The 17,353-nt window shown below is 74.1% G+C and carries 15 protein-coding genes; 5 read left to right on the forward strand and 10 right to left on the reverse strand.

Translation table 11 applies throughout. The features are described 5' to 3' along the window. Positions 1 to 161: 161 nt before the first annotated feature. Positions 162 to 1,025, forward strand: coding sequence for an acyl-CoA thioesterase (locus H8838_RS16495; RefSeq protein WP_224766203.1), 864 nt, complete (start codon positions 162 to 164; stop codon positions 1,023 to 1,025). A 7-nt stretch (positions 1,026 to 1,032) separates the two neighbouring features. Here the strand turns inward: H8838_RS16495 and H8838_RS16500 are convergent, their stop codons facing one another. After that, positions 1,033 to 1,956 carry a LysR substrate-binding domain-containing protein gene (locus H8838_RS16500; RefSeq protein ID WP_185994579.1) on the reverse strand — a complete coding sequence of 308 codons (924 nt, stop codon included), beginning with the start codon at positions 1,954 to 1,956 and terminating at the stop codon, positions 1,033 to 1,035. 93 nt (positions 1,957 to 2,049) lie between these two features. Here H8838_RS16500 and H8838_RS16505 point away from each other — a divergent pair, with 93 nt between their 5' ends. The 3 genes from H8838_RS16505 (at position 2,050) to H8838_RS16515 (ending at position 5,264) form a co-directional block, all read left to right on the forward strand. Next, positions 2,050 to 3,273 carry a CaiB/BaiF CoA transferase family protein gene (locus tag H8838_RS16505; RefSeq protein ID WP_185994578.1) on the forward strand — a complete coding sequence of 408 codons (1,224 nt, stop codon included), beginning with the start codon at positions 2,050 to 2,052 and terminating at the stop codon, positions 3,271 to 3,273. Positions 3,274 to 3,336: 63 nt separating this feature from the next. Further along, complete coding sequence (locus tag H8838_RS16510; RefSeq protein WP_181313114.1) at positions 3,337 to 4,485, forward strand: acyl-CoA dehydrogenase family protein; 1,149 nt, start codon at positions 3,337 to 3,339, stop codon at positions 4,483 to 4,485. Next, positions 4,482 to 5,264 carry an enoyl-CoA hydratase/isomerase family protein gene (locus tag H8838_RS16515; protein ID WP_181313113.1) on the forward strand — a complete coding sequence of 261 codons (783 nt, stop codon included), beginning with the start codon at positions 4,482 to 4,484 and terminating at the stop codon, positions 5,262 to 5,264. The genes H8838_RS16510 and H8838_RS16515 overlap by 4 nt, the downstream gene beginning before the upstream one ends. A 4-nt stretch (positions 5,265 to 5,268) precedes the next feature. Here H8838_RS16515 and H8838_RS16520 read toward each other — a convergent pair whose 3' ends face one another. The 8 genes from H8838_RS16520 to H8838_RS20295 form a co-directional block, all read right to left on the reverse strand. Next, complete coding sequence (locus H8838_RS16520; RefSeq protein WP_181313112.1) at positions 5,269 to 5,793, reverse strand: O-acetyl-ADP-ribose deacetylase; 525 nt, start codon at positions 5,791 to 5,793, stop codon at positions 5,269 to 5,271. A gap of 5 nt (positions 5,794 to 5,798) precedes the next feature. Further along, positions 5,799 to 6,803, reverse strand: a complete 1,005-nt coding sequence (locus H8838_RS16525; RefSeq protein ID WP_181313111.1) for a DNA topoisomerase IB — start codon at positions 6,801 to 6,803, stop codon at positions 5,799 to 5,801. A 10-nt stretch (positions 6,804 to 6,813) separates the two neighbouring features. Continuing rightward, entirely contained in the window at positions 6,814 to 7,701 is an 888-nt protein-coding gene (locus tag H8838_RS16530) for an esterase-like activity of phytase family protein (protein WP_181313110.1), read from the reverse strand. A 19-nt stretch (positions 7,702 to 7,720) separates the two neighbouring features. Beyond that, positions 7,721 to 8,944, reverse strand: a complete 1,224-nt coding sequence (locus tag H8838_RS16535; RefSeq protein WP_181313109.1) for a class I SAM-dependent methyltransferase — start codon at positions 8,942 to 8,944, stop codon at positions 7,721 to 7,723. A gap of 82 nt (positions 8,945 to 9,026) precedes the next feature. Continuing rightward, a complete protein-coding gene (locus H8838_RS16540) occupies positions 9,027 to 9,686 on the reverse strand; it encodes a hypothetical protein (protein WP_185994577.1) in 660 nt (219 codons plus the stop codon). A 181-nt stretch (positions 9,687 to 9,867) separates the two neighbouring features. After that, positions 9,868 to 12,696: an FAD-binding and (Fe-S)-binding domain-containing protein gene (locus tag H8838_RS16545; RefSeq protein WP_224766204.1), complete on the reverse strand. Its 2,829-nt coding sequence runs from the start codon at positions 12,694 to 12,696 to the stop codon at positions 9,868 to 9,870. A 57-nt stretch (positions 12,697 to 12,753) separates the two neighbouring features. Beyond that, complete coding sequence (locus tag H8838_RS16550) at positions 12,754 to 14,019, reverse strand: hydroxyacid-oxoacid transhydrogenase (RefSeq protein WP_185994576.1); 1,266 nt, start codon at positions 14,017 to 14,019, stop codon at positions 12,754 to 12,756. Between the two features lie 34 nt (positions 14,020 to 14,053). After that, complete coding sequence (locus H8838_RS20295) at positions 14,054 to 14,995, reverse strand: NUDIX domain-containing protein (RefSeq protein ID WP_185994575.1); 942 nt, start codon at positions 14,993 to 14,995, stop codon at positions 14,054 to 14,056. 22 nt (positions 14,996 to 15,017) lie between these two features. Between H8838_RS20295 and H8838_RS16560 the strand changes: the two genes are divergently transcribed. Beyond that, entirely contained in the window at positions 15,018 to 16,106 is a 1,089-nt protein-coding gene (locus tag H8838_RS16560; protein WP_185994574.1) for an acyltransferase family protein, read from the forward strand. Here H8838_RS16560 and H8838_RS16565 read toward each other — a convergent pair. After that, entirely contained in the window at positions 16,015 to 17,274 is a 1,260-nt protein-coding gene (locus tag H8838_RS16565) for a geranylgeranyl reductase family protein (RefSeq protein WP_181313104.1), read from the reverse strand. The genes H8838_RS16560 and H8838_RS16565 overlap by 92 nt on opposite strands. Positions 17,275 to 17,353: the final 79 nt, after the last annotated feature.

A 17,353-nucleotide genomic window follows, 5' to 3' on the forward strand; every position in this document is an offset into this window, starting at 1 on the left:
GGCCCGTGTGTCTCAGGTCACTCTGCGTCACTTACGTCACATATATCCAATACTTTGTGACGAGACTATTGATGTCGAGGCGGTATCAGAGGGGCGCTATCGGTCCGGACTGATGTCTCAATAGGGTGACACAGCCCACCTCCCTCCGGAAGGACACCCCCGTGAAGACCGCCAGCACCGCCGTCACCCTCGCCGAGCTGCTCGACCTGCTCGACCTCTCCGAGGAGGACGGCCACGCCGTGGGCCACCCCCAGCCACACCCCGAGGACCGCGTCTTCGGCGGACTGCTCCTGGCCCAGGCGGTCGTCGCCGCCGGCCGGTCGGTGCCCGAGCACCACCGCCCGTTCACCCTGCAGGCCGACTTCGTCGCCGGGGTCCCGACCGACGAGCCGCTGCGCTGGCGGGTCGACCGGGTCTCCGAGGCCCCGAGCCTGACCACCCGGCGCACCACCCTGGTCGCTCCCGACGGGACGGAGCGGTTCACCGCCGTCTCGCGCTGGGGCGCGATCCGCGAGGACCTGGCCGACCACCGCCCGGCCGTCCCCCGGCCGGCCCCCGGCCCGGACGAGCTCCCGGACCTCGTGGACCGGTTCGGCGACGACGAGCGGATCCCCCGCTGGTGGCGCGCCGAGCGGCCGGTGCACTTCCGCCACACCGAGGCCCCGCCGTACGTCGACCAGGCCCCCGCCCAGGACCACCAGTCCGCCTGGGTACGCGCCACCGGACCACTGCCGAGCGACCCCGTGGTGCACGCCGCGCTGATCGCGTACGTCACCGACATGAGCATCCTCGAGGGCGCCTTCCGGGCGCTCGGGTCGCGACGGCACGCGCCGGGGAGCCGGATCCTCAGCCTGACCCACACCTTGACCTGGCACGCCCACCCCGACCTGAGCCAGTGGCACCAGTTCGACAGCGACGTCCAGGCCGTGGCGCACGGGCGCACCCTGGGGCAGGGCCAGATCTACGACCAGGCCGGCCGGCACGTGGTCACCGCCGGCCAGGTGGGCCTGGTCCGCCTGGCCTGAGCCGGGATCAGCCCGCCCGAGGAGCGTCCGGGGCGCCGGCCGGAGTGGGCAGCGCCTCCTGGGAGGCACGGAGCACCGCCTGCAGCGCCGGGTTGTCGTCGGCCGCGCGCCACGCGAGCCGGCCGTAGACGGGCTCGCGCCCCTCGACCAGCGGGACGCTGACGATCCCCTCGGCGAGCATGTTGGAGACCGCGGTGTCCACGGTGAAGGTGAGCCCGACCCCGGCCGCCACCAGGGCGACCGCGGTCCAGGAGTCCGGCGCGACCTGGACGATGTCCGGCGCGAAGCCCGCCTCGTGGCAGGAGTGCACGAACGCGTCGCGCACGCTCGACCCGGGGTCGGCCGGAAGCGCGACGAACGGCTCGTCGCGGCAGTCGGCCAGGCTCACCTCGTCCCGCTGGGCGAGCGGGTGCCAGGCGGGCACGGCCAGGACGTAGTGCTCCTTCGCCACCGCCCGGGAGACGATCCCGGCGGGCTGGACCGCGAAGCGCACGAAGGCCAGGTCCATCTCGCCGTCCATCACCGCCCGCAGGCCCTCGTAGGCATAGGTGACCGACTGCATGCTGAGCTCGATGCCGGGGTGGCGCTCGCGGACCAGGCGGGCGAGGTGGCTGATCAGCATGTGCGAGGACGGGCCGGCGAAGCCCACCCGCACCCGACCGGTCTCGCCGAGCCCGGCCGCTCGCACCGCCGAGCGCGCGACCTTCGCGGCCTCGAGCACCTGGACGGCGGGCTCCAGCAGCGCCTCGCCCGCCGTGGTCAGCCGCACGCTGCGGGTGGTCCGGTCGAAGAGCTGGGCGCCGAGGTCCTTCTCCAGCTGCTTGATCATCCGGCTGAGCGGGGGCTGGGCCATGTGCATCCGCTCCGCCGCGCGACCGAAGTGCAGCTCTTCGGCGACCGCCAGGAACGCGCGCAGGTGGTGAAACTCCATGCCTCTTCCTACCATGATTGATGCCTCATGCGGCACAATGACCACGGGATTAGGTATTGGACGCGGCCCAATACGCCGGGTCATGGTTGCGACATGGCTCACACCGCTGACTCGATGCTTCCCCTGGCGGGCACCACCGTCGTCGCCCTGGAGCAGGCCGTGGCGGCCCCGCTCGCCACCCGCCACCTCGCCGACCTCGGCGCCCGCGTGATCAAGATCGAGCGCGTCGGCGAGGGCGACTTCGCCCGGAACTACGACCACGCCGTGCAGGGGCTCGCCTCGCACTTCGTCTGGCTCAACCGGGGCAAGGAGTCTGTCGCGCTCGACCTCAAGGACCCCGCCGGCCTGGCGGCCGCCAAGCGGCTGATTGCCGGCGCCGACGTCTTCGTGCAGAACTCCGCGCCTGGTGCCGTCGCCCGGCTCGGCCTCGACGGCGACCAGCTGCGCGCGGAGAACCCTGGTCTGGTCGTGGTCAACATCTCCGGCTACGGCACCGACGGCCCCCGACGCGACCGGAAGGCCTACGACATGCTGATCCAGGCCGAGGCCGGGCTGATCTCGGTCACCGGCACCCCGGAGACCGCCACCAAGACCGGTGTGCCGAGCGCCGACATCGCCGCCGGCCTCTACACCGCCCAGTCCGTGCTCGCGGCGCTGCTGCGCCGGGCCCGCACCGGCGAGGGGGCGGTGGTCGACGTCTCCATGTTCGACGCCACCGCGGAGTGGCTCGGGCACCCGATGTACATGCAGATGTACGCCGGTCGCCAGATCCCGCGGATGGGCCTGAGCCACGCCTCGATCGCGCCGTACGACGCCTTCCCCACCAGCGACGGCCAGATCCTGATCGGCGTGCAGAACGACCGCGGCTGGGTGGCGCTGACCAGCGTGCTGGAGCGTCCCGACCTGGCCGACCACCCCGACCTGGCCACGAACGTCGCCCGGGTGCGCAACCGGGCCGAGTGCGACCGCCTGGTCGGCGAGCTCACCGCGCAGTGGACCACCGCCGAGCTCGACGCCCGCCTCGCGGCCGCCGGCGTGCCGGCCGCCCAGCTCAACGACATGCAGGGCCTGATCGACCACCCGCAGCTCTCCGCGCGCGACCGCTGGCGCGAGATCGACAGCCCCGTCGGCCCGCTGCGCGCGCTGCTCCCGCCCACCACCTTCCGCGACGTCGAGCTGCCGATGGGCGCCGTCCCGGACCTCGGCGAGCACACCGCCGCGGTCCTCGCCGAGCTCGGCCTGGCGCCGGAGGAGATCGAGCGCCTCCGCGAGTCCGGGGCCGCCCAGGTCGCCGAGCCCGCTCCGGCCGCCGGCTGAGCCGCGCCGACCGTCCGACCGTTCCCCACCCCTTCCCACCAGAGATCCAGCAGAGGAAAACCCATGGAGACCGAAGAGTTCGCCGCAGTCCTCGACGCCGTCCGCACGTTCGTCCGGCGCGAGGTGGTCCCGGCCGAGGAGGAGATCGAGGAGACCGACCGGATCCCGGACCGGATCCGCGAGCAGGCGGCTGCGATGGGCCTCTTCGGCTACGCCATCCCCGAGGAGTACGGCGGCCTCGGCTTCACCATGTCCGAGGAGGTGCGCCTGGCCATCGAGGTCGGCTGGACCAGCCCCTCGTTCCGCTCGATGTTCGGCACCAACAACGGCATCGCCGGGCAGGTGCTGGTCAACTTCGGCACCGAGGAGCAGAAGAAGCGCTTCCTGCCGGCCCTGGCGTCGGGCGAGATGGTGGCCTCCTTCGCGCTGACCGAGCCCGAGGCCGGCTCCGACCCGAGCGGGATCCGGACCCGGGCGGTGCGCACCGACGACGGCTACGTGATCAACGGCCAGAAGCGGTTCATCACCAACGCCCCGGACGCCGACCTGTTCATGGTCTTCGCCCGCACCGACGAGGCGACGTCCGGCACCAAGGGCATCTCCGTCTTCGCCGTCGACGCCCGCACCGAGGGCATCGAGATCGGGCCCAAGGACGCCAAGATGGGTCAGCGCGGAGCCACCACCTCCGAGCTGTTCTTCACCGACGTCGCCGTCCCGGCCGAGAACCTCGTCGGCGGGGTCGAGGGCGAGGGCTTCGCCGCCGCCATGCGCTCGCTGGCCAAGGGGCGGCTGCACATCGCCGCCCTCTCGGTGGGCATGGCCCGGCGCCTGATCAAGGAGAGCGTCGACTACGCCGCGGTCAACCGCCAGGGCGGCGTGCCGATCGCCGAGTTCCAGCTCGTCCAGGCCCTGCTGGCCGAGTCCGAGGCCGAGGCGTACGCCGGCTACGCGATGGTGCTGGAGGCCGCGAAGTCCTACGACGACGGCAGCGACCAGCGGCTCGCTCCCTCCAGCTGCAAGCTCTTCTGCACCGAGATGGTGGGCCGGGTCGCCGACCGCGCGGTCCAGGTGCACGGCGGCATGGGCTACATGCGCTCGGTCCCGGTGGAGCGGTTCTACCGCGACGCCCGCCTCTTCCGCCTCTACGAGGGCACCAGCGAGGTGCAGAAGCTGATCATCGCCAAGCAGCTGCTGCGCGGGGCCGGCCGATGACCGGCCTGCGGGTCGAGGACCGCGGCGCGGTCCGGGTGCTGACCCTGGACCGGCCCGAGCGACGCAACGCGCTCGACCTGCCCGACCGGCGGGTGCTGCTCGCCGCGCTGCGTGAGGCCTCGGCCGACCCCGCTCTGCGGGCGCTGGTCCTCACCGGAGCCGGGACGATCTTCTCGGCCGGCGGCGACATCAGCTCGATGTCCCCGGACCCCGAGGTGGCCCTCGAGCGGCTCGAGCTGGTCAACGGGATCGCCCGCGAGCTGGTCCACACCACTCTGCCGGTGGTCAGCGCGGTCGAGGGCGGGGCGTTCGGCCTCGGGCTCTCGCTGACCTGCGCCGGAGACCTGGTCGTCGCCGGAGAGTCGTCGCGGTTCTCCGCCTCGTTCGCCCGGATCGGCCTGGTCGCCGACACCGGCCTCTCCTGGACCCTCCCCCGCCGGATCGGCCCCGGCCGGGCCCGGGCCATGCTGCTCACCGCGCGCACCGTCGGCGCGGACGAGGCCGAGCGGATCGGCCTGGTGGACGAGCTCGTGCCGGACGGCCAGACCCTGGACCGGGCCCTGGAGCTGGCCGACCAGCTCGCCGCGTTCTCCGCGCCCGCGACCGCCATCACCAAGCGGCTCGCGGCCGACAGCGGCGGCAGCCTCGACGAGCTGCTCGCCGCCGAGACCCACCACCAGATCGGCCTGCTCGGCGGGCCCGACTTCGCCGAGGGGCGCGACGCGTTCTTCGCGCGGCGTCCCGCCGCCTTCTCCCAGCCCCGCCCCGACCGGGTCTGAGCGCTCAGGTTCCGGGCAGCCCCGCCAGGGCTGCCCGGACCGCGGCGTCGGTGGCGTCGCCGAAGGTGACCACCCGCGCCTCCTCCACCTGCGTGGGCGTCGAGGCCAGCGTCTCCACCGCCGCCTGCGCCGCGTCTGCCAGCGGCCACCCGTAGACCCCGGCGCTGACCAGCGGGAAGGCGACCGTCCGGGCGCCGAGCTCGTCGGCCACCTCCAGGGCCCGCCGGTAGCAGGAGACCAGCAGCCCCCGGTCCCGCTCGCCTGCGCGGTGGTTGGGCCCGACGACGTGGATCACCCACCGGGCCGGCAGCTCGCCGGCGGTGGTCCAGCCGGCGTCCCCGGTGGCCAGCCCCTGGGGGAACCGGGCGACGCAGTCGGCCAGCACCGCCGGCCCGCCGGCCGCGTGGATCGCGCCGTCCACCCCGCCTCCCCCGCGCATCCGCCGGTTGGCGGCGTTGACGACCGCGTCCACCTGCTGGGTGGTGAGGTCACCCCGCACCACGGTGACCCGGGCCCGGTGCCCGCCCACGCGGCTCACTCGTCCACCAGCAGGTCGAGGACGGCCCGCTCCATCGCCGCCTGCCGCTCGTCCGGGGTCTTCCAGGAGCGGCTCTCGAGCCGGACGGTCCGCCCCTCCTCGTAGGCCTCCACCACCCGCGGGTCGACGTAGGAGCTGCGGGCCAGGGTGGGGGTGTTGCCGAGGAACTCCGAGACCTCGCGGAAGCAGGCCGCCAGGGCCCGGCGCCGGCTGGCGCGGGTCTTGCCGGGCTCCTCGGTCTGGGCCAGGTGGCCGGCGGCGATCACGGTGGCGTGCCAGGTGCGGAAGTCCTTGGCGGTGGCCTCCACGCCGGTGGTGTCGCGGATGTACTCGTTGACGGCGGCGGCGTCGAGCGTGCGCCACTGCCGCCCGTCCTTCCAGGTCAGCAGCCGGGGCTCGTCGCGGTTGCGGCGCCGGCGCATCACCTCGATCGCCTCCACCACGGCGGGGTCGTCGATCTCGATGCAGTGCTCCACCCCGGACTTGCCGATGAAGCAGAAGATCAGCCGGTCCCCGCGGCGGGTCACGTGCCGGCGCTCGAGGGTGGTGAGCCCGAAGCTGCCGTTCTGGTCGGCGTACACGTCGTTGCCGATCCGGAAGTAGCCCAGGTCGAGGAGCCGGACCGCGACGGCGCAGGCGCGGCCCCGGGTCATCCCCTCGGTGCCGAGGTCGGTCAGGACGACCTCGCGCGCCTTCGACATCGCCTTGCCGAACTCCAGCACCCGGTCGAACTTGGCGGCGTCGCGCTTGGCGCGCCACTGCGGGTGGTAGAGGTACTGGCGGCGGCCCGCGTCGTCGGTACCGACCGCCTGCAGGTGGCCGTGCGGGTACGGCGTGACCCACACGTCGCGCCAGGCCGGCGGGATGACCAGGTCGCGCACCCGCTGGGCGTCCTCCTCGTCGAGCCGCTCCCCGTGCTCGTCGAGGTAGACGAAGCCCCTCCCGGCGCGCCGCCGCGTCCAGCCCGGCTGGTCCGGGGACGTGCGGCGCAGTCGGGGCATGGCGTCCTCCTCACCTCATGGGCACGAGCATCTCCAGGAGCCGCTGCCACCAGGTCGGCGACTGCTGGCCCTCCAGCGCCCGCAGTACCCCGCGGGGCACCTGGACACGCAGCACCTCGCTCCGCGCCCCCTCGGTGCTGATCCACACCTGGCCGTCGTCGGTCACCGCCAGCCCCTCCCCCTGCGGCTGCGGCGGCAGGTCGAACGTGGCGACGTGCTCGAGCTCGGGGTAGCGGTAGACGTGCGCCTGCTCGTAGCTGCGCAGCACCAGGTGCCGGCCGTCGGGCCAGAACGCGCCGTCGGTGACCATCCCGGCGACCTCGCCCAGCACCGTCAGCGGCGCGGTCTCCCCGGGGACGAGCCGCTCGGGCGCGACGGCCACCTCGCCACCGAAGACACCCTTGCTGACCACGTGCAGCCGCCCGGAGCGGGGATGGACCAGCAGCGCCTCGGCGTCGCGGGGTCCGTCGGGCCAGACCAGGGTCGTCCGCGGCACGTCGACCCGGGTGGTGCCCCGCCCCACCGGCACCCGGGCCACCTCGATGCTGTCGCGGGCCCGCAGGTTGTCGCCGATGTCGCCGACCCAGACCTCCCCGGGACCGGCCGGGGCGAGCGCCTCGACGTCGCGCGGGTCGCCGGCCTGGCGCCACCAGGTGACGCCGACGGTCCGCCCGGTCGACGGGTCGACGGCGAAGACCCGGGCCCCGTCGCCGCTGTCGTTGACGGTGGCCAGTAGGTCGGCGCCTGGCACCAGCGCCAGGCCGGAGGACTCCACGATCTCGGGGTCGGTGAGGGTGAGGACCACGTCGCCCGCCTCCGGGGCCTCGGCGGCGGCCGCGCCCAGCACGAACGGCACGGCGAGCACCAGGCCTGCCAGTCCCCGCCGTACGCCGCTCACGCCTGGTCCACGACCCGCCTCAGGCCTCGAGCAGCTCGGCCAGCCGCGGCCGGATCTGCCAGGAGGCGACGAGGTCGTCGTACTCCTTGCGCACGCCCCCGCCCTTGACCGGCGCGCCGCTGCGCACCGCACGCAGCAGGGTGTTGCGCGGGGTGTGCTCGCTCTCGACGAACTCCACCACGTCGACCCGGTAGCCCTGGAGTCGCAGGATCGAGGCGCGCAGGGCGTCGGTGAGGGTGTCGGCGAACCGCTCGCGCAGGATCCCGTGCCGGGTCAGGGCGGCGTACGGCGCGGGCGTGGGCGCGCGGCGCAGCTGGGCGGCCACGTCGTGGTGGCAGCAGGGCGCGGCGAGCACCAGCGCCGCCTGCCACTCCACGGCCCGGGCGAGCGCCTCGTCGGTCGCGGTGTCGCAGGCGTGCAGGGCGAGCACCACGTCGGGCGGCTCGGGCAGCGACGCCTCGGCGATCGTGCCGACCACGAAGGAGGCCTCCACACCGAGCTGCTCGGCGACCGCGGTGTTGTGGTCGGCCGACTGCTGCTTGACGTCGACGCCGGTGACCCGCACCGGCAGGCCGCGCACGGCGGTGAGGTACCGCTGGGCCGCGAAGGTCAGGTAGGCGTTGCCGCAGCCGAGGTCGACGACCCGCAGCGGGTCCTCGTCGGTGGGCCGACGCAGGTGGCCCTTCGCCAGCGCCTCGGTCAGCGAGGCGTCGAGCAGCCGGAGGAACTCCTCCACCTGGCGGTACTTGGCCTGGCGGCTCGGCTTGATCCTGCCCTCGGCGGTCGAGATGCCCAGCGCCACCAGCACCGGGTCGTCCTCGGGCAGGAGACGTCCCTTGTCCCGGTCGTGCTCCCGGTCGACCTCGACCTCCGCGGCCCGGTCCGTGGTGTGCACGAGCGCCTCGAGCTTCTTGGTGACCCGCACCTGGTGCTGCTGGGTGGTGGTCTCCACGTGCCAGTTGCCGAACGGCTCGTCGAGCAGGTCGTCGACCGCGTCGCGCGCCGGGCTCGGCTGTCCCGGCTCGCCGACCGCGTAGTTGCTGGTGTGCGCCTGCGTCTGGTCGTACGCCGTGACCTGGAGGTGTCGGCCCGCCTTGAGGTCGACGTAGCGCAGCTCCACCCGCTTCCAGCGGGGCTGGGTGCCCTTCTGGCGTCCGGAGCCGACGGCACGCACGAGGACGTCCGGGTCGAGGATGTGACTTCGCATCCGGGCCAGGGCGCGGAGCAGGGGTTCGGCGCTCATCACTTCACCAGCGCGGCGACCACGACGATCAGGATCAGTCCCCCGAGCGCCAGTGGGATCACGAGTCTGCGGTGGCGCGGGTTCATGGGATCGATGCTAGTTGCCACAGGCCAGCGGGCCACATCTGCCAGGGCCCGCCCGGCCCCGTGAGGAGACGTCCGCGACGCCACGCGTCGAACCAGTCCCCCGGGTCTGCCAGGGCGAGCATCGTGGCGGAGCTGCTCCGCCCCGGTTCGGCAGGCCGCGCCGCGACCAGGTCGCCACCGAGCAGCACGAAGCCTCCCGTGGTCGCCACGAAGGGCACGAACCCTTGTCGCTGCACCATCGACGTCAGCCTGACCCGCGCCAGGGGTGAGAGCCGCCACGGCCCGGACGCTGCTCGCAGCTGCTCTGCCGGCGCCGCGGCGAGGTCCGCGCCGCGCCAGGTCTGCGGCAGTCCGTCCGGCCCGCGCAGGCGCCGCTCAGGCGGAACCGTCCGGCGGGCGCCGAGCCGGGCGACGAAGGTGCCCCGGTGGCAGACCCGGGGCAGCCCGAGGTCCAGCAGGGGTCGCCGAGCGAGCGCCTCGACCTCGGCCGCCTCGTAGAGCACCGTTCCCCGCAGCCGCACGCCCGCGCCCGCAAGCCCCGCCCTGAGGACGCGGCGAGCGGTCTCCCGGTCCATGCCGCACCGGGCGCCCAGCACCTCGCACGCCTCGCGCTGGCTCCACGTCTCCCGCTGGCTCCTGACGGCCCCCTCGCTCATGACGGTCGAGCGTAGGGCTGCGCGTGTCCGACTGTCGGGCACTCTCCCCAGGCCCGAGAGCCCAGTCGAGAGGGTGTCCCCGCGGTCGTACCGACGCGTCGATCGACAGCATCTACCCAGACCACTCGCTGTCGATCGCCGCGTCGGTGCAACTGCTGGAGAGGTCCCTGCGGGAATCGCGTCAGGACCGGTGCGTGCCCGCCAGCAGCTCGGCGAGGTGCACCGCCTTGACCCCGGCGAGGTCGTCGAGCTGGGAGCGGCAGGAGAGCCCGTCGGCGAGCACCACGGCGTCCGGGTTCGCGCGGACCGCCGGGAGCAGCTGGAGCTCGGCGACCGCCACGGAGACCTCGTAGTGCCCCTGCTCCATCCCGAAGTTGCCGGCCAGGCCGCAGCAGCCGCCGACCCGGGTCACGGTGGCCCCGGCCCGGGTCAGCAGCTGGGCGTCGGCCTCCCAGCCGACCACCGACTGCTGGTGGCAGTGCGGCTGCGCCACCACCTCGACGCCGGTGAGGTCCCGCGGCTGCCAGCCGCGCTCCTGCGAGAGCGTGGTGAGCAGCTCTGCCAGCGAGCGCACCCCGGTGGCGACCTGCTCGGCTCGCGGGTCGTCGCTGAGCTGCACGGCGTCCGAGCGCAGGGTGGCCAGGCAGGAGGGCTCCAGCGCGATCACCGGAGCACCGGAGGCGACGTAGGGCGCCAGCGTGTCGACCGTCCGCGCCATCGTCGCCCGGGCCTTGTCCAGCTGACCGGTCGAGATCCAGGTCAGCCCGCAGCAGGCGTCCGGGCCCACCAGGGCGGCGCGGAGCCCGGCTTCCTCGAGCAGCTGGATCGCGGCCTGCGCGGCCGTCGGCCGGAACTGGTCGGTGAAGGTGTCGGCCCAGATCCACACGTCCACCGCGGCGGCGAGCGGCTCCGAGCCGAGGGTGTCGCGGGCGGTCCGGGGCGCCACCGAGGGCAGCGAGCGACGGGGGTCGATGCCTGCCGCCTTCTTCACCGCCTTCATCAGTCCGTCGGCTCCCATCACCCGGCTGGCCAGCTTGCGGCCGCGGCGCTGCGGGGCGAGCCGCAGCAGGGCGGGCAGCCAGCCGAGGGTGTAGTGCGTGCGCGGACGCAGCTTCCCGCGGTAGGTCTGGTGCAGCGTCTCGGACTTGTAGGTGGCCATGTCGACGCCGGTCGGGCAGTCGCTGGCGCAGCCCTTGCAGGACAGGCAGAGGTCGAGCGCCTCGTGCACCGCCGGGTCGGCCAGCCCCTGGACCAGGGTTCCGTCCAGGGCCTCCTGGAGCACCCGGGAGCGTCCGCGGGTGGAGTCCTTCTCGTTCCGGGTGGCCTGCCAGGACGGGCACATCACCGACGAGGCCGGGCCCGTGCCCGGCACAGCCACGCACTTGCCCACGCCCGTGCACCGGTGCACCGCCCGGCCCATGGAGCCACCGTCCTCGACGAACCGCAACAGCGCCGGGACCTCCGCCACCGGCCGGCTCGGCCGCAGGTCGGCGTCCACCGGGGCGGGATCGACGAGCACCCCGGGGTTGAGCAGCCCCGCGGGGTCGGCGGCCGCCTTGACCGCACCGAAGAGCCGCAGCGACTCCTCGTCGTACATCCGGGAGAGCAGCTCGGAGCGGGCGCGGCCGTCGCCGTGCTCGCCGGAGAGCGAGCCCCCGAGCGCGACGATCCGGTCGGTCGCGGCCTCCAGGAACTCCCGGAAGACCCGCCGCCCGCCGTCCGGGGAGTCCGGGCCGAAGGGGAAGTCGATCCGTGCGTGCACGCAGCCGTCGCCGAAGTGGCCGTAGGGGACGCCGTCCAGGTCGAACTCGCGCAGCACCTCGTCGAACTCGCGCAGCCAGGCGCCCAGCTTCTCCGGGGGCACGGCCGCGTCCTCCCAACCGGCGTACGCCGGACGCCCCAGGCTCCGGGCGGCCAGGCCGGCCCCGTCCTCGCGGATGCGCCACAGCGCGGCCGCGGCCGCCTCGTCGGCGACCTCCAGCCGGGCCAGCTCGCCGGCGGGCGGCAACGCGCCCTCGCCGGTCAGCTCGACGAAGAGCCAGCCGGCTCCCCGCGGCAGGTCGGGCACCGACTTCCCGGCGCCCCGGACCAGGTCGACGATCCGGGCGTCCAGCCCCTCGCAGGCGACCAGCCCGAGTCCCTGGCGGGCGGCGCCGACCAGGATCCCCGGCACCGCGTCCGCGGCGTCGATCATCGAGGGGTAGCCCAGCACCACCAGCCGGCGGGGCTCCTCCTCGACCATCCGGACGGTGGCCTCCAGGACCAGTCCCAGGGTGCCTTCGGAGCCCACCAGGAACCGGGCCACGTCGCGCCCCGACTCCGGCAGCAGGTGCTCCAGGGAGTAGCCGCTGACCTGGCGGGAGAACCGCCCGAAGGTCCGGCGCACGTGGCCCAGGTCGCCCTCGACCAGGTCGAGCAGCCGGCGGCTCACCGGGTCGGACGGCGTGGTCCCCCCGGCCAGCGAGACCTCGGTGCCGTCGCCCCAGAGCACGTCGAGGCCCAGCACGTTGTCCGCGGTGCGGCCGTAGCCCAGCGCCCGGGAGCCGCAGGCGTTGTTGCCGATCATCCCGCCGATGGTGCAGCGGGTGTGGGTCGAGGGGTCCGGCCCGAAGCGCACCCCGTGCGGTGCCGCGGCCCGCTGCAGGTTCGCGTGCACCACACCGGGCTCGACCCGTGCGGTCCGCGCCTCCCCGTCGACCGCCAGCACCCGGTTGAGGTGCCGGGTGGTGTCGACCACGATCCCGGGGCCGACGGCGTTGCCGGCGATGGAGGTGCCCGCACCGCGCATCGTCAGGCCGGTGCCGCTCTCCCGGGCCACCGACAGCACGGCGGCGAGCTCGTCGCGGTGCCGGGGCCGGACCACGACCTGCGGCACGACCCGGTAGAGCGAGGCGTCGGTGGAGTAGACCGCCCGGGTGACCTCGGCGTCCGAGACGTCCGAGACACCGGCGCGGCGAAGCGCGTGCGCCAGGTCGCTCGTGATCCGTGTGGACTCGACCGGACGGCTCACCTCGGGGACCTCATGAGCCCAATTGTTCACCACGCCGGGAGGCCGCCCGCACCGCGTTCAGGACCACAGGGTCATCGAGTCCCGGAAGACGGTCGCCAGGTCCTCGGCCGACACCGGCCGCGGAGCCGTGGCCAGCAGCCGCTGCTGGGCCATCGCGCCCTCCACCAGCGCGTCGACGTCCCCCTCGCCGTAGCCGACCGCGCTCAGGCCGTCGGGGATCCCGATGTCGCGCATCAGCGCCACCAGCACCGACGGCAGCGCCTCGGGCCCGGTGGCCGAGGAGGCGGGGTCGAGCAGCCGGGCAGCCGCGTCGTGCCGCGCCGGGTCCGCCTCGTAGGTGAACCGGAAGGCCGCCGGGGCCGTCAGCGAGACCGCCATCCCGTGCGGCACGATCGGCTCCTCGCCGGGGTAGCCCTCGGGCCGGAACTCCCGGACCCGGCCCGCGATCGGGTAGGCGCAGGCGTGCGGGATGTGCACCCCGGCGTTGCCGAAGCCGAGCCCGGCGAAGGTCGCCGCCAGCGCCATCTGCTCCCGCGCCTTGGCGTCGTCGCCGTCGCGCACCGCGGCCCGGAATGCGCCGGAGAGCAGCGCCAGCGCCCGGGTCGCCCACATGTCGGCGATCGGGTTGGCGCCGCAGTAGGGCACCCGCTGCTCGGGCTGCTTGGCCTCGAAGTCGGCGTACCAGCGCGCCGTCCACGACTCCAGCGCGTGGCAGAGGATGTCCATCCCCGCGGCTGCGGTCACCGCGGCCGGCTGGGTCATCGTCAGGTCCGGGTCGACGACCGCCAGGGTGGGCCGCAGCGCCGGGTGGCTGATCCCGGTCTTGACCTCCAGGGCGAGCACGTCGAGCACACAGATCGTGGTCGACTCCGAACCGGTGCCGGTGGTGGTCGGCACCGCGACCAGCGGGAGCAGCGGGCGCTCGGGCGCCCGACCCTTGCCGATCGGCGCGTTCAGGTAGTCGGTCAGCTCCCCCTCGTTGGTGGTGAGCAGGTTGACCGCCTTGGCGGTGTCGATGCTCGAGCCGCCGCCGACCGCGAGCACCGCGCCGAAGGGGCCGGCGTCCCGGGCGAAGGCGATCGCGTGCTCCAGCGAGGCGTCGGTCGGCTCGACGTGCACCTCGTCGTACGTCGTGACCTCCAGGCCCGCCGAGACCAGCTGGTCGGCGATCCGGCCCGGGTGCCCGGTGGCGGCCACGCCCGCGTCGGTGACGAGCAGGACCCGGGAGGCCCCCAGGGAGCGCAGGTCGTGCGCAAGCTCACCGGTGGCCCCGCGCCCGAACTTCAGCGCGGGTGCTGCGTAGGTGAAGATCTGCTCGCTCACGGATGGCTCCTGGTGCTCGGTCCCCCCACCCCGGTCAGGAGCGGCTGTGGGCCACAGCGTGCCTCACCACGTCGAGAACCTCCACCGTCCCGTCCTCGATCTGTGCGAGCGGCACAAACGCGGCGGCGTCGGTCGTGCCGTCGATCTCGTTCACCCGCGGCTCGGCCCCGGGCTCGACGGTGGCCTCGAAGATCAGGTGCACCCCGTGGAAGTCCTCCAGCCGTCCGCTGGGGGCGGTGCCGGAGAAGTGCACGTCGTGCACGTCGAGCAGCGCGCCGACCTGGCAGGCCAGGCCGGTCTCCTCGGCCACCTCGCGCTCCAGGGCGGCCGCGGGGGTCTCGCCGTGGTCGACCCCGCCCCCGGGCAGGGTCCACGAGCCGGTGTGGAAGCCGCGCCGGGAGATCCTGGTCAGCAGCACCTCCTCCCCGCCGGCCGAGCCCTCCTCGTCGGTCGAGCCTGTCGAGACCCGGCGCACCAGGGCGTACGCCGCGAGCCGCTGGTGCCGCACCGGCGGATGGTCGGCCAGCGCCTCGGTCACCATCGGGACCACCGGGACCTCTCCGGCCAGCACGGCCTCGACCGGGTGCCAGGCCGCGTCCACGGTGGACCCGTCGACCTCCACCACCCGCGGTGCCGGGGCGTCGGCGGGCACCCATCCCTCGTAGACGATCCGCAGCGCGTGCGCGTCCACCATCCGCCCCTCGCGTCGCACGCCCGGCATGTGCGCGGAGTAGACCCGGGCGGTGTCGCTGACGCTGGCGTCGAGCCCGGTCTCCTCGTGCACCTCGCGCACCACCGCCGCCCGCGGGTCCTCGCCGTGGTCGAGCCCGCCGCCGGGCAGCGTCCACAGCTCCTGCGGGGTGATCCACTCCGCCATCCGGGAGAGCAGCACCTCCTCGCCCGCCGCGGAGAACCGCCGGATCACGGCGTACGCCGCCACTCGCTGGTGTCTGGGCAGCTGGCGGGGGGTGCTCATGCCCCAAGGCTATGGTGACGTGATGCCAGGACGCAGGGACCCGTGGTTGGACAACGCGAAGGCCGTGCTCATCGTCGTCGTGGTGGTCGGCCACGCGATCGTGCTGATGCCCAGCGGCCCGCTGAAGTCACAGGCCTACGACTTCATCTACTACTTCCACATGCCGGCGTTCGTGCTGGTCACCGGCTACCTGTCCCGCAGCTTCCGGTGGACCCGCCGGCACCTGTGGTCCCTGGTCACCACGCTGGTGGTCCCCTACCTGGTCTTCGAGCTCTTGATGGCGCTGTGGCGCGTCCACGTGGTCGAGCAGGTCGACAGCCTCGACGTGCTCTCCCCGCTCTGGCTCAACCCGCACTGGCCGATGTGGTACCTGGTGGTCCTGGTGATGTGGCGGCTGGCCACGCCGGTCCTGGGCCGGCACCCGGTGATGGTGCCGCTCTCGGTGGCCGTCAGCCTGCTCGCCGGCACGGTCGACGTGGAGCTCTTCGACATCAACCGTGCGCTCGGGCTGCTGCCGTTCTTCGTGATCGGCCTGCACCTGCCGCGCGGGGTGCTGCAGGCGGCCAAGGCCCGCGGCTCAGGCCTGGCCGGGCTGGTGGTGCTGGGCGGGCTCTGGTGGCTGGCCGAGCGCACCGACGACCACTGGTCGACCCAGTGGCTCTACTACCGGGCCTCCTACGACTCCCTGGACGCCACGCTGGCCGAGGGCATGGAGATCCGCGCCCAGCTGATCGTGCTGGCGCTGCTGGGCACCTTCGCGGTGCTCACCCTGGTGCCGCGGCGGACCTCCCCGCTGACCCAGGTGGGCACCTACACGATGGGCGTCTACCTGCTGCACGGCTTCGTGATCCGGCTGGCCGAGCACGAGGGGTACGCCGACGCGATGCCCGGCGACGGGTGGGCGTCGCTGCTGATCACCGTGGCCGCCGCGGTGGCGCTGGCGATGCTGCTCGGCTGGCGCCCGGTGGCCACCAAGGCCCTGTGGCTGGTGGACCCGGTCAACACCGCGGGCGGGTGGCTCAGGAGAAGGGCGGACGCGCGTCGAGAGCGATCGACCGACGCCCCGCCCAGCGCCACACTCGAGCCGCACGGTCGCGGTCCTCGTCGGTGACCAGGTTGCCCATCCACCGCAGGGCCAGCGTCATCAGCCAGTCCGAGCGCATCCCGGGCGGGCCGAGGGTGGCGACCACCCGCGGGACCGTGGCGATGCCGGCGAGCCGCCGGGCGATGGAGAACGCCTCGCCGTAGTGCTCGCTGAGCAGGGCCGGCCAGGCCCGGCCCAGGTCGAGCCGGTCGGCCGGCGTCCCGACGATGGTCTCGGCGACCAGCCGGCCGGTCTCCAGGCCGTAGTCGATCCCCTCGCCGTTGAGCGGGTTCACGCAGGCGGCGGCGTCGCCGATCAGCGCCCAGTTGCGCCCGGCGACGTTGCTCACCGCCCCGCCCATCGGGAGCAGCGCGGAGGCCTCGGCGCGCAGCGGGCCGTCGAGCTCGAACTCCTCGCGCCGCTGCTCGGCGTAGAAGCGCATCAGCGGCTTGACCGCGATCTCCGCGGGCCGCTTGGAGGTGGCCAGAGCGCCGACGCCGAGGTTCACCTCGCCGGTGCCGAGCGGGAAGATCCAGCCGTAGCCCGAGAGCACCTTGCCCTCCTCGTCGCGCAGCTCGAGGTGGGAGGAGATCCACGGGTCGTCCGAGCGGGTCGAGGAGACGTAGGAGCGTCCGGCGACGCCGTAGACGGTGTCGCGGTGCCACTCCCGGCCCAGCTTCTTGCCCAGCGGGGAGCGGACGCCCTCGGCCACCACCAGCCACCGGCAGCGGACCTCGGTGCGTACGCCGTCGCGCTCCAGCACCACCGCGGCCACGCGGTCGCCGTCCATCACCACGTCGACCGCCTTGGTGCCGTCGACGGCGACGGCGCCGGACTTGATCGCGGCCGTGCGCAGGTGGTCGTCGAGCTCGGTGCGAGCGACCGCGGAGCCCCAGTCGGGCAGCGAGCTGCCCGGGACCGCCCAGGGCAGGTGCAGCGTCTGGCCGAAGCCGTGCGCACGCAGTCCCTGGCTGACCGTGTGGGCCCGGAGCCAGTCCTCCAGGCCGAGCCGGGTGAGCTCGCCGATGGCGCGGGGCGTCAGCCCGTCGCCGCAGGTCTTGTCCCGCGGGAAGACGGCCATGTCGACCAGCAGGGAGTCCAGGCCCAGGCGGGCCGCCCAGGCGGCGGCCGCAGACCCCGCGGGGCCGGCGCCGACGACGAGCACGTCGGTCTGTTCGGGCAGGTGGTCGGGCACCTCCCGATTCTCGCAGGCGGTCGGCTGCGACCCAAACGCCGCCTGCCCTCGACAGCGGGCCGGGGCGTGGAGCAGGGTG

The sequence above is a fragment of the Nocardioides campestrisoli genome, from assembly GCF_013624435.2.
GTDB lineage: Bacteria > Actinomycetota > Actinomycetes > Propionibacteriales > Nocardioidaceae > Nocardioides > Nocardioides campestrisoli.